Source organism: Bdellovibrio sp. HM001 (assembly GCF_055397275.1).
In genome coordinates this window covers 105,940-117,654 of the sequence record NZ_AP029174.1, presented here as the reverse complement: position 1 = coordinate 117,654, position 11,715 = coordinate 105,940, and the positions used below count along the sequence as shown (strand labels likewise).

11 protein-coding genes are annotated in these 11,715 nt (G+C 49.6%); 8 read left to right on the top strand and 3 right to left on the bottom strand.

All coding sequences use genetic code 11. The annotated features are described in order from the left end of the window. The first annotated feature begins 8 nt into the window (after nt 1-8). The 7 genes from cpaB to ACZ5ZZ_RS00565 all read left to right on the top strand — a co-directional run bounded on the left by cpaB (nt 9) and on the right by ACZ5ZZ_RS00565 (nt 8,045). The gene (gene cpaB / locus ACZ5ZZ_RS00595) at nt 9-917 is read left to right on the top strand and encodes a Flp pilus assembly protein CpaB (RefSeq protein ID WP_464119397.1); all 909 of its coding nucleotides are present in this window, start codon (nt 9-11) and stop codon (nt 915-917) included. A 32-nt stretch (nt 918-949) separates the two neighbouring features. After that, nucleotides 950-2,482 (top strand): BON domain-containing protein, encoded by a 1,533-nt coding sequence (locus ACZ5ZZ_RS00590; RefSeq protein ID WP_464119395.1) that lies wholly within the window; start codon nt 950-952, stop codon nt 2,480-2,482. A gap of 53 nt (nt 2,483-2,535) precedes the next feature. Beyond that, the gene (locus ACZ5ZZ_RS00585) at nt 2,536-4,758 is read left to right on the top strand and encodes an ATPase, T2SS/T4P/T4SS family (RefSeq protein ID WP_464132734.1); all 2,223 of its coding nucleotides are present in this window, start codon (nt 2,536-2,538) and stop codon (nt 4,756-4,758) included. A 3-nt stretch (nt 4,759-4,761) separates the two neighbouring features. Beyond that, nucleotides 4,762-5,637 carry a type II secretion system F family protein gene (locus tag ACZ5ZZ_RS00580; protein ID WP_464132732.1) on the top strand — a complete coding sequence of 292 codons (876 nt, stop codon included), beginning with the start codon at nt 4,762-4,764 and terminating at the stop codon, nt 5,635-5,637. 30 nt (nt 5,638-5,667) lie between these two features. Beyond that, nucleotides 5,668-7,320: a DUF6531 domain-containing protein gene (locus ACZ5ZZ_RS00575; RefSeq protein WP_464132730.1), complete on the top strand. Its 1,653-nt coding sequence runs from the start codon at nt 5,668-5,670 to the stop codon at nt 7,318-7,320. Nucleotides 7,321-7,335: 15 nt separating this feature from the next. Next, nucleotides 7,336-7,662 (top strand): hit locus, encoded by a 327-nt coding sequence (locus ACZ5ZZ_RS00570; protein WP_464132729.1) that lies wholly within the window; start codon nt 7,336-7,338, stop codon nt 7,660-7,662. A gap of 191 nt (nt 7,663-7,853) precedes the next feature. Next, nucleotides 7,854-8,045: a hypothetical protein gene (locus ACZ5ZZ_RS00565; protein ID WP_464132727.1), complete on the top strand. Its 192-nt coding sequence runs from the start codon at nt 7,854-7,856 to the stop codon at nt 8,043-8,045. Nucleotides 8,046-8,126: 81 nt separating this feature from the next. On the opposite strand, the gene ACZ5ZZ_RS00560 is transcribed toward ACZ5ZZ_RS00565, so the two are convergent. Genes ACZ5ZZ_RS00560 through ACZ5ZZ_RS00550 form a run of 3 tightly spaced genes read right to left on the bottom strand, consistent with a single transcriptional unit; the run spans nt 8,127 to nt 9,963 of the window. Beyond that, the gene (locus tag ACZ5ZZ_RS00560; protein WP_464132724.1) at nt 8,127-8,387 is read right to left on the bottom strand and encodes a hypothetical protein; all 261 of its coding nucleotides are present in this window, start codon (nt 8,385-8,387) and stop codon (nt 8,127-8,129) included. Further along, a complete protein-coding gene (locus ACZ5ZZ_RS00555) occupies nt 8,374-8,766 on the bottom strand; it encodes a response regulator (protein ID WP_464140782.1) in 393 nt (130 codons plus the stop codon). Before ACZ5ZZ_RS00555 ends, ACZ5ZZ_RS00560 begins: the two co-directional genes overlap by 14 nt. A 42-nt stretch (nt 8,767-8,808) precedes the next feature. Beyond that, nucleotides 8,809-9,963 (bottom strand): hypothetical protein, encoded by a 1,155-nt coding sequence (locus ACZ5ZZ_RS00550; RefSeq protein WP_464140781.1) that lies wholly within the window; start codon nt 9,961-9,963, stop codon nt 8,809-8,811. A 77-nt stretch (nt 9,964-10,040) separates the two neighbouring features. Between ACZ5ZZ_RS00550 and ACZ5ZZ_RS00545 the strand changes: the two genes are divergently transcribed. Then, nucleotides 10,041-11,639 carry a hypothetical protein gene (locus ACZ5ZZ_RS00545; protein ID WP_464132718.1) on the top strand — a complete coding sequence of 533 codons (1,599 nt, stop codon included), beginning with the start codon at nt 10,041-10,043 and terminating at the stop codon, nt 11,637-11,639. Nucleotides 11,640-11,715 lie beyond the last annotated feature (76 nt).

Below are 11,715 nucleotides of genomic sequence, written 5' to 3'. Positions count from 1 at the left end.
GGGACTTTATGGGATCAAACGAAACTAGAAATTTATGGCTTTCGATCGCAGCAGGGGTTTTCGCCACCTTCCTTCTCTATAGTTACTCTCAAGAGAAGAAAGCCGAATACGACAAGCGCTTTGGTTCCACCAAACGTGTGGTTGTGGCGAAGGAAGATATCGCCGAAATGCAAACCGTCTATGACACCATGGTCGAAACCAAAGAGCTTCCGGCCGACTTCATTCAGCCCGATGCTATCACCGTGCCTGATGAAATTATCGGAAACGTGGCCGCAGTGCCTATTCGTAAAGGTCAGATGATCGTCAAGAACAACCTTCTGACCCCGGGACCGGACACAGGGATTTCTCTGCAAGTTGCGCCAAGCAAACGTGCCGTGACTATTCCGGTGGATGAAGTCCGCGGTGTGGCTAAGCTGATTCGCCCAGGTGATCGAATTGACATCTATGCGGCCGTTGATTCCGGTAAAGGGGTCAATCAGCGCCGTGAAGTATTCACAATGATGAATGACGTCGTTGTTCTGGCAACAGGTGTCAGTGTTGTGAATAACATTCCACGCATGTTTGAGCTGGATTCCACCGGGAAGAACCTGACTCAGATCGCACTGACTGGGGACACCAAGTACACCACCATCACGGTCGAAGCAACACCCAAGGAAGCCCAAGATCTGTTCTATATTCTTTCGACTGCACCAGGGAATCTGTTCATGGCTTTGAGAAATCCAAGCGACAGAACAATTCCGCCTCGTATGCCAAGCTCCACTTCGGACAGCGTACTGGGCAAACCGGTTGTATCCATGGATGCGCCAGCCGCGCCTGCCATTGTGATGCCACCACGACCCATGCCACCAGTTCAACAACAGCGAGTTGCGCCTCCACCAGCACAAAGACCACGCGCCAACGGATTTCAAACTTTGTAATGGGTCTGATTTAGGGGAAGTAAGGGGGATTTATGAGACGTAAAAATCTGATTGCAGGAGGACTGCTAAGTTTATTCCTGCTCAGTGGAACCATCGCCTGGGCCCAGGAAGAACTGGAAGCCGCGCCCACTTCATCCACTTCGGGTGAAGAGGGAATCTATCGTTCTCGTAAGTTCATCAATCTGACCCTGGGTATCGAGCAGGATGAGAAGCTTCCCCCGCTTCCTGACAGTATCGAATTCAAGGGTGACTTCCGCCGAATTGTGACCGCCTCTTACGCCAAAGACCTCAATATCATGCGCTTCACACCAAAAAGTGAAGGCTTTGCCACTTTGACCATTCACGACAAACGCAATGGCAAGATCGTGGCCGAGTTCCGCATCGACGTCAAAAAAAGCAAGCTCGACAAAGTGGTCCGCGAAATGCGCGCCCTGCTGGGTGATATCGAAGGTATCAATATCAAAATCGTCAACAACCGCGTGGTGGTCGATGGTCAGATTCTTTTGCCAAAAGATCTGGCGCGTATCTATAACGTCGTCCAGCAGTTCGGGGATCAGGCCTCTTCTTTGGTGACCCTGAGTCCTCTGGCACAAAAGAAAATTGCGGAATTCATTGCCCGCGACATCAACAATCCTGAAATTGAGGTCCGCGCAGTGAATGAAAAAATCATTCTGCAGGGCTGGGCCAATTCGGATGAAGAATCCAAACGCGCCGAAATCATCGCCAAAACCTATCTGCCTGACATCGTGATCGAAGCTGCAGAAGAAAAAGGTGTGATCAAAAAACGTAAGCCCGCCAACGATGGCGTGATCAATCTGATCCAAATCAAAGCGGCCCCTGCGGCAGCCCCTGCCAAGATGATCCAGCTGGTGGTTCACTACGTGGAGCTGAACAAAGACTATTCCAAGGCCTTCAAGTTCCAGTTCACTCCGGAATTGGGGGATAACTCCACGATGACATTCCAGACCGGCGGAGATTCTCCAGGTGGTGTGATCAGCTCCATCACTGGAACGGTTTCCAATCTTTTGCCTAAACTGAACTGGGCCAAACAACACGGTCATGCCCGCGTCCTGGAAAGCACCAGTCTGATTGTGGAAGACGGCAAAAAAGGTGAAATCAAACAAGTCACCAATCAGCCGTATCCAGTGATTGGCAAAGACGGCACTCAAGGAACGGCCTTTGCCGAAGTTGGTATTGTGACTTCGATCACACCACGACTGCTGGGCGAAAAATCCGGAAGTGTTGCGATGGAGATGGCCTTCAAAGTGTCCAGTCTTTTGGGGAACACACCCAGCGGTGCTCCCATCACCAGCGCCAACGAAATGACGTCCTCGGTGACGGTGCGTGACCGCCAAAGTGCTGCCGTGGGGGGATTGATTCGTAACTCGACCTCGACTGGGTACAATCGTCCAGCGGGGCAAAAGAATCCGATCATCAGTTTGTATGCATCCAAAGATTTCGTGAAACAACAAAGCCAGTTCGTGGTCTTTGTCACACCGATAGTGAAAACTTCTGCGAGTGCTGGTGCCGAGCAAATTAAGAAGAAGTTCCGTTTACGCGATTAAGGTCTCGTAAACGGACCTCCCGTTTCAGCCGATAGGAAAGCTGGAGGTCTGTTTTGGCTATCAATCCTAATTGTAATCTCATCGCAGTGGTGGGCGGCAAAGGCGGCGTCGGTAAATCCGTATTCGCAGCCAATTTCGCCTGCACCATCATGAACGAACTCCGCAGTCAGGTTCTTTTGATTGATGCTGATGCCAAGAGCGTCGGCGATCAAAACGTTATCATGGGTCTGAAACCACAAAAGACCCTGAAAGAACTGGCTAACTTCCAAGGCTCTTTAAATTCTCAGCCGATGAACACTCTTGTGACCATGCACCAGTCCGGCCTGGCTTATCTGGGCGCGGTTCGCGGACCGGAAGAAAGTTTGAACATCTCTCCGGATCTTCTGGGAAAACTATTGGATTTCTTTGGCCGGGCCTTTAAGTATGTCGTCGTGGACGTGGGAACAGATCTGGGTCCCGCACAGATGGCAGTTTTGCAGGAAGCCACCGCCATTATGATCGTCACAACTCCCGAAGTTCTGGTGGTGACTCAAACTCAACGCCTGGTGAACGAGCTTTTGTCAGCGACTTTCCCTAAAGACATGTTCCAGTTGGTGATCAACAAAGCGTCCCCGACGGGTCTGTCACCACAGACGATTTCCAATCAGTTGCAGCTTCCCTTCCTGGGAATCATTCCACAGGATGAGGCCACATCCATGATGTCGCTGCAAAAGTACACCCCATTTGTGATCTCTGCCCCGAAAGCGCCGATCACAGCGGCGTATTATGACGTTGCCCGAAAACTGACTGGCGGTGTTTTACAACGACTTAAAACAACAGCGCGTCCGAAACCAACACCTCCGCCCGCGGCGTCGGCCGATGGGGGTTCCGCCCTTGCCGTTCAAGGGATGGACGCCAGAACTCTTCTTAAGATTCGTATCCACAATGAACTGATTCGTACTGTGGATCTGAAGAAGCTTTTGGTCGACACCAAACAAGATGAAAACAAAGAAAAAGAAGTCCGCGAAAAAACCAAACGCGAAATCACCCTGATCGTGGACCGTGAAGCTCCGGATCTTGCTCGTGAAGAGCGTTCCAAGATCATCAAAGAGGTCCTGGAAGAAGCCCTGGGCCTGGGTCCCCTGGAGGATCTGCTGGCCGACGGCGACGTCACCGAGATCATGGTGAATGGATTTAAAAAAATCTTCGTCGAAAAAAGCGGTAAAGTGCAGCTAAGCCCTGTGACCTTTACCTCCAACGATCACTTGCGCCGTATCATCGAGCGTATCGTGACACCTCTGGGTCGTCAGATCAATGACTCAACCCCTTACGTCGATGCCCGCTTGAAAGACGGTTCGCGTGTGAACGCCGTGATTGAGCCTTTGGCGATCGACGGCCCTGCGCTGACCATTCGTAAGTTTAAAAAGGGCGGTATCACCGCTGACAAGTATATTTCCTATGGAAGTATCACCAAGAACATGATCGACTTCCTGCGCATCTGCGTGGAAAACGGTCTGAATGTCGTGATTTCTGGTGGTACCGGTTCAGGTAAAACCTCTTTGCTGAATATGTTGTCTTCGTACATTCCGTCCAACGAACGTGTGATCACGGTCGAGGACGCGGCCGAGTTGCAACTGCAACAGGAGCACGTTGTGCGTCTGGAAACCCGTCCGGCTTCCATGGAAGGCTCCAACGCTGTTCACATCCGGGATCTTATCAAGAATGCCCTGCGTATGCGTCCGGACCGCATCATCGTCGGTGAGTGCCGTGACGGTGCCGCTTTGGATATGTTGCAGGCCATGAATACCGGTCACGATGGTTCCATGACCACGACTCACGCCAACTCTCCTCGCGAGTGTATTGCGCGTCTGGAAACACTTTGTATGATGTCCGGAATGGATCTACCGGTCCGTGCGATTCGTGAACAGATTGCCGGCGCGGTGAATCTGATTGTGCAGATCTCCCGTCTGTCGGATGGTAGTCGTAAGATCCTTAGCATCACCGAAGTTGCCGGCATGCAGGGTGACGTCGTGACTCTGGCGGAAATCTTCCGCTTTAAAGAAACCGGCTATGACAAAAACAGAAAGATTCAGGGCGTGTTCCAGGCAACTGGTACCATTCCAAGTTTCATTCAAAAGTTGAGTGATAAAGGTGTTGTGATTCCTCGCGAGATCTTCGCCAACGATCCGAATGCGGGCAACCCTGCAGCGGCGGCACCTGCGCAAAACAAACCACCCATCCCGGCAGCCATGGCACCAAAGATGCCCGGCATCGCTCCGGTGAAGAAGTCAGGATAGAGTATGAGCTTCCTGTTTAACGAATGGATCATGATTCCTCTGTTTGGCCTTTGCGTCTTCGTCATTGTCATCGCCTGGGCGGACAAGGCGATTTCGTGGCTGCACCAACGCAGTCTGGGTAAACGCGACGAAGTCATGCGTCTGCTTCGTATAATGGGAATGGAAGTCGATGAAAAGAAAGTCACGATACTGATTCTGATGATGAGCTTCGGTTTGGGAGCTTTGGCCTTTTTGATTTTCTGGCCCAATGTTCTTATTGGTTTCATCTTCGGCGCTTCTATCACTGTGGCCGGTTGGCAGCTTCCACTGTTGCTGGTTCGCTTGATTTATGAAAAACGCTGCGCCAAATTCGTCGACCAGATGGTCGACGGACTGACCATCATGGCCAACGGTATCAAGGCCGGATCCAACCCGCAGGAATCCATGAAGCGCGTGGTAGAGATCATGGGAAATCCCATGAGTCAGGAATTCGCACAGGTACTGTATCAGATGCAAGTTGGTGACAGCTTCGAAAGTGCACTGAACGATCTGGGCAACCGCATTCCACGTCCCGATGTCCAGATGTTTGTGACCTCCATCAACATCCTGAAAGAAACCGGTGGTAATCTGGCAGAAACTTTCCAGACCATCGTACTGGTCGTGCGCGAAAGACAAAAGGTAGAGAAAAAAATTCAGGCTCTGACCGCTCAGGGTCTTATGCAGGGAATTATCGTCACCCTGATTCCGTTTATCTTGATGGTTGTATTCACCGTTATCGATCCCACCTTCATCAAACCAATGTTTAGCACAACCTTAGGTCTAGTGTTGCTCGTGGCAATGCTGGGTCTGCAAATTATCGGTGGCGTGCTCATTAAAAAGCTTGTTACCATTAAAGTGTAGTTTGTCAGCTTCAAGGAAGAGGTATCGATAATGAAGAAAGTATTCTTGGCGTTCGCCTTTCTTTTTTCAGCACAGGCGTTCGCGCTTGTTGACATGAAAAATGCCAACTACTCCAACACCTGGATTGATATGGACGTTCCAGGCAGCGGGTATGATCTGAAGATTGTTCGCACTTACAACAGCCGTTCTCTTTTCAATGGTATGTTCGGCTTTGGCTGGTGCTCAGACTTCGAAACCGCGATGGAAGTCACCGCTGAAGGTAACATCAAAGTCAAAGAATGTGGCGGCGGTTTGGAAGTTACCTTCTCGCCTCGCGAAATCACACGCAAAGAGGTTGAAGGCACCATCAATCAGATCATCAACAAGATGAAGGCCGAAAAGAAGGTGGGCCTGACTGAAGCGGCCATCACAAACCTGAAGGCTCAGCTTTTGGAAGACGACAGCCTTCGTTCGGATTATGCCAACCACTACAAAATCACAGTTCCGGTAAAAGAAGGAACGAAGTTCTACGCCAACGGTCGTGAGGTTGAGCACTTCATCTTTAATAAGACCTACTATACTCGCAATCTTCCCGATGGCAGCGCTCAGCGCTTCAATCCTCAAGGGAAGCTGACTCACATTTATGATAAGAACAACAACTTCCTGAAGTTTGATTACGACAAGGACTCTATTGCCACCATTCAAGATAACAATGGCCGTCGTTTGAGCTTCAAATACTATCAAAACAAGAAAGTTAAATCGATCACGGGCCCCAATGGCTTGATGGCTGAATACAAGTTTGCAAATCTGGATGATCTAGCGTCCGTTAAGAACGCCTGGTTGAAGACTTACAACTACGAGTACGACGAACTACACAATCTGACCAGAGCCACTTGGCCTGATAAGTCCTTCATTGCTATCAAGTATGACAAGAAGAATGACTGGGTGATCGCCTTCGCTGACCGCGACAAGTGCGTTGAGTCCTATAGCTATGAATTTTCTCAAAATGATCCAAAAAATCACTACTGGTCCACAGTGAAAAAGACCTGTGGCAAAGAGGTGGTTGCGGATAATAAATACGAATTCTGGCACCAACAGCGCCCTGATGGCCAATACTTCCTTCAGCGTGTGATGACCACGGTGAGCGGTAACGTGACTGATATCACTTATCACGAGGTCTTCGGCAAACCCGTTTCCATTCGTCGTAATGCGGATCGTATCTCTTATGAATACTATCCAGATGGCCTGGTGAAGGTTAAAGCGGCGCCGAACGTGAAAATGGCGTTTGAGTACGATCCTAAGTTCAAAAAGGTCAGCTCTGTGACCAGCACGTATTTTAATGAGAAAGGTGCCAAGGCTGCGGTTAAAGCGACTCAGTTCAAATACGATGGCAAAGGGAATCTAGCTTACGCACAAAACAGTGACGGGCAGAAAATTAATATGACCTACGATGCCCGTGGCCGTATTGCAACCATTACAGATCAGGCCAAAAAAGTCGTTAAAATCGAGTACGAGGAACGTTACGGAAAACCTTCTGTAGTTACCCGTCCCGGTTTGGGAACTATTGTGGTAAGCTATAAACAGAACGGTGAAATCAACAAAGTTGACAGTAAAGAGGGGCCTTCAGTGGCAATGCAAGTTGCAAGTACTTTTAACAACCTCTTGGACATCATTGCCCCCGCAACAGCGGAACTGTATCTCTAAGGAGAAGGTGATTATATGAAAAGACTTTTGGTTCTTTCCATTATGCTGGCCCTGGGCTCCTCCTTTGTAGGTGCAACTTCCTTTGCCCAGGAAGACGACTCCAAACGCGCTGTAAACCCAGGAGACGACCCTAATGAGGCTCGTTCTTCTGAGCCCACAGAAAGCAGTGTGTCTGCCACAGGTATCTGTCGTGAGTGTATCGCCCGCCGCTTTGGCTCTGGCGCTGGTTACGGCAGTCGTCCGATGGACAACACAAACAGCAGAATCAGTCCGTTCTCCGAAGGCAAAGGTGGCGCTTCCGGCGGTAACGGCTCTGAATCCGGAGTCAAAGGGACCCGCTAATTCTGTCTAGATTCTTAACACTCGCCTTACACAAAAGGGCTTTGGTCATCCAAAGCCCTTTATTTTTTCCCTGAAACCTGCCTCTTTGTCTCATCCTGATACAAAAAACCTGGCACACGCGATGCAATAGCCTTCATTGAGCTGTTAATTAAGTATTTATGGCGAGAGCTATAAGTTTAAAGGAGTATCTTATGAAGAAAATCGTGAAAGCTACAATCGCAGTTTCTTTGATGGTCTTTGCATCCGCTGCAATGGCAAATCCAAAGTGCTCTCACAGAGTTGCTTCTGCTTCGAACGACCTTTTCAAAAACACCAATCCAGTTCGTGTGGCAAAAGCAGATACGAAATCTGGTAAAGAAACAACAGTTCGCGGTACTCGCTAAGACTGTTGAGTTGAATATGCCCCCTAGGGAGAGTGACTACCCCCCCTTACGGTCGCTCTCCCTTCCCCTTTTTTCAGAGGACTAGCGAATCGCTTTTTCGTGAGCGCCTTCCTGGAAACCATCGACTGTGCTGGCCACGCCATCACTCAAACCACGGCCCAAATTACGCAAGGCCATTGCGCCCCCCGCAGCAGCACTCTGAATGTATTGAGAAACAGTTGAGCGTTGCAACCAGCGGAAAGCGTGGGACTCAACCGATGCGCCCCCAACCTTTACCTGCATAAGCACAATCATCAGTGACGTGAAAGCCAGGCATTTAGTTACAAACTTAAGTTCTTCCATGAGTGGATTCTCCCAGATGCGGTAATACTTTTGAAATCTCTTTTAAAATTTGGTCTTTGTTAAAGGGCTTTGTCAGATAAGAGTCAAAGCCAGCTTCATAAGCCTTCTGCACAAGCTCTTCCTGATCAATCGTCGAACAACCAATGATTTTGATCGAGGGATGCAGTTCTTTCAGAATCTTCGCCGTCTCGATGCCATTGCGAAGTGGCATCACCATATCCAGAAAAACCAGATCGGGCAGGGTTGATTGCACCAACTCAACAGCTTCATCCCCGTTGGCAGCCTCGCCCACGCAAACGCCTCCGTTTGAAACAACGATATTTTTTATGAGTTCTCTTAGAAAGGCGGCATCATCGACAACGGCGAAACGTATCTTCATGATGCCAGTATAAGATCTTGGACCGAATTTGATGAGCGGATTCTAGTGACCCCAACGATAGCCCAGAGAGAGCATATAAAAGGCATTCGTGACACTGACATTGTTCGGAGTCAAACCTGTACTTGGGTCGGGGATGCCTGCTGTGCCGTCAAAGACATTTCGTTCAACACTGGCACCCAGATTCCAGATCATCTGACTTTCTCGGGTGAACTTCCATTCTCCGCCGACATCCAAACCAATGCGCACACTTTCTTCCGAGGCTCCGGACTGAATCGCCACACCCGTTTCAGATTCAGAATGCTGCAGACGCGGGAAGAAGGATCCCCCCACTGTCCAGGCATAGTCCGCTGAAGTGGGAATGCGCCCCTTCAAACCCAGGCCCAAACCCTGCGTTTTCAACCGGGCACGTGACGTATTGTCACTTGGAACCGTCATTTTGCTGTCACTTAAAAGAACAGAAAACTCGAGCGAATTCGCCTTGCGAGAAACGCCAAAGAACTTGCGGAAGTTCACACCCACATCGACCATTTCAAACCTGGCAGGGATGCGTGACTGATCCGCTGTGACCGAATCCACGTCCGCCGCAAAAGAGAACAAGATACGACCGCTGACGCCAATCAAAGGCGTGAACCACACGTTGGCGCGAATATTCAGAGCATTAAAGAAACTTTGATAGTCGCGGAATCCATAGTTGGACTGGGAGTCGTTGTAAGCCACCACTGGCATCACTTCCAACTCCAGACGATTTTTACGAATATCATCCGGATGAATCTGTTCGCGATAGAATTCATAGATTCTTCCGGCTTTATTAGAGAACAAACTTTCTGCCTGTTCCCCGATACCAGGCTCCTGGACTTCAGACGAGTCCTCAGTATCCACGACTTTTTCCACAGCTGGCTTGGCCGACACCGCCGGAGCCGTCGTCGTCACCACTTGATTCTCTTCTGCTTTCTTCCGGGCCTCTGCTTCTTTCCGAGCCTTCTCTTCGGCTTCCAGCTCACTGGTCTTCAACGTGCGCACGGCAACACCGTCAGAGTCCGTGACCACCGGTGCTGTTTCGGAAGCGGGATTTCGTTTGTTGGATTTTCGCACTTCATAGCGTCCTGAAGAAAAGCCTTCCAGACCCACTTGGGCCGAGGACTCAAAGGTCAAAGAAAAGAGCGCTGCAAAAATCAAAAAAGAAATTGAAGACTTCATAAGAAATCTTTCGGCTCTCGGTCCGAATTACTTGACCTCAAATTGACCTGTTTTCAGAGGCAGGGCAGAATAAAAACATGAAATCATTCTTGCTGAGTTCTTTCTTTGTCGCGTCCTGTTTCATTTCAATCTGCTCGACAGCACAGGCCCAGACCAATGCCCAGAATGTCTATATCAGCGCCGCAGACCAAGATCTTGCAATCAAGTCCATCGTGCTTGTTCCGACCACTGACAACGTGGGCGGTATTTATGCCAGGCCCGCGGAAGAAGAACTGCGCAGTCTTTTGAATGACGACAAACAATGGTCGTTGTCCAACTTTCCCAAAGATCTAAAAATTAAGTCCGAAACATTGGATGAAAACCCCACGGATGTGCAGAAGATTCTGCAAAGCACGCAAAGTGAAGCGGCCCTGACCTCGAAAATCATTCGCGGTCCCCGCGGGATTTCCATCACACTGACACTGTTTGTGGGACGCGAGGGCCTGCCTTTGCTGCAAGAGTCTTTGAGCGACTATAAAGGCTTTGAAACCGCCGAGATTCGCAATGAAGTACGCCGCCTTTTTGAAAGCCTAAAATACCGCATGCCTTTTCGTGCCACAATCCTGAGCCGTCGCGGCCAGCAGGTGACTTTGAATCTGGGAAGCAATTATGGACTGAAACCTGACAGTCGCGTGTCAGTTGTTCAGATCATCAAAGTCAACCGGCACCCCAAACTGAACTTCATGATCAGCACTGAGAAGGAAGTTCTGGGCCGCGTGAAATTATTTAAGGTGGAACCGTACTTGAGTTTCGGTTACATCGAAATGGAAAAGGATCCGGGAGTGATCTCTGTTGGATCCAAAGTCATGCCCGATGAGTTTGTGAAATACTCTACGCCCGTCACAACACCCTCCGGGAAAATTCTTCAGGATATCAGCACACGTCCTGATAAAGACGTCGCCTTCGGGGAAGACCCTCAGGAATGGCTGCCAACAATGCCACCTCAGTTTGGAAAAATTGAACTGATGGCAGGACTTGGCAATTACACCCAGAACACAAGCCTGGTGACCGCCGGATCAGTCAGTGGCAGTAACAACTTGACCCCCAATATTCTGGTGCGGGGTGAGTTGTGGCTGAATCCCGAGTGGTATGTCGGTGTTCAACTGCGACAATCTGTGTTTTCGATCGACAACAACCTGACAGGCTCATCCCCGGGATCTTTGAATATGTCTGTCGGGCAGTATGGAGTTGCCGCCGGATACAACTTCCTTCTGACCAGTGACTTCTTTGGTCCCAAGCTGCAGGTGGGTGCCGGATATAACACAACAAAGTTCTCAGTCGACAACAGCACTCCGACTGCCTTTACAACAATGGACTACAGTGGCTTTCTGATCAGTCTTGCTGGCCAGTTCCCACTTTCTGAAGAACTTCCGGTGGATATCGGGGGAAGGTTTGATTTTTATATGAATCCCAATGTCAGTGAAAGCAAAGACAGCGGGTCCTCTTCTGACAGCAAGATTAATTCGTTCAGCTTCTTCGTGGACTATCGAATGAAGACAAGATTTAAAATCCGCGGTGAGTTGATGCTGGAAAATTATAGCACCGATTTCTCTGGGGCGGGTCAGCGGGTTGATCCGGCAACCAGTACCAGTCATAAGATGACCACCTTGTTCGGTGGGGTTCAGTATCTGTTCTAGTAGATATCTTTAGAAAGTGAAACTCTCTGCGACAAGTCCGGAGGGTATCTCGTGAGCTTTAATAAAAAAGCCTGGG

Excerpts from the sequence above, each read along its gene's own strand:
- ACZ5ZZ_RS00575 (WP_464132730.1), top strand. The coding sequence starts at position 5,668 with ATGAAGAAAGTATTCTTGGCGTTCGCCTTTCTTTTTTCAGCACAGGCG.
- ACZ5ZZ_RS00560 (WP_464132724.1), bottom strand. The coding sequence starts at position 8,387 with ATGGAAGAACTTAAGTTTGTAACTAAATGCCTGGCTTTCACGTCACTG.
- ACZ5ZZ_RS00570 (WP_464132729.1), top strand. The coding sequence starts at position 7,336 with ATGAAAAGACTTTTGGTTCTTTCCATTATGCTGGCCCTGGGCTCCTCC.
- ACZ5ZZ_RS00580 (WP_464132732.1), top strand. The coding sequence starts at position 4,762 with ATGAGCTTCCTGTTTAACGAATGGATCATGATTCCTCTGTTTGGCCTT.
- ACZ5ZZ_RS00590 (WP_464119395.1), top strand. The coding sequence starts at position 950 with ATGAGACGTAAAAATCTGATTGCAGGAGGACTGCTAAGTTTATTCCTG.
- ACZ5ZZ_RS00545 (WP_464132718.1), top strand. The coding sequence starts at position 10,041 with ATGAAATCATTCTTGCTGAGTTCTTTCTTTGTCGCGTCCTGTTTCATT.
- ACZ5ZZ_RS00550 (WP_464140781.1), bottom strand. The coding sequence starts at position 9,963 with ATGAAGTCTTCAATTTCTTTTTTGATTTTTGCAGCGCTCTTTTCTTTG.
- cpaB (WP_464119397.1), top strand. The coding sequence starts at position 9 with ATGGGATCAAACGAAACTAGAAATTTATGGCTTTCGATCGCAGCAGGG.
- ACZ5ZZ_RS00555 (WP_464140782.1), bottom strand. The coding sequence starts at position 8,766 with ATGAAGATACGTTTCGCCGTTGTCGATGATGCCGCCTTTCTAAGAGAA.
- ACZ5ZZ_RS00565 (WP_464132727.1), top strand. The coding sequence starts at position 7,854 with ATGAAGAAAATCGTGAAAGCTACAATCGCAGTTTCTTTGATGGTCTTT.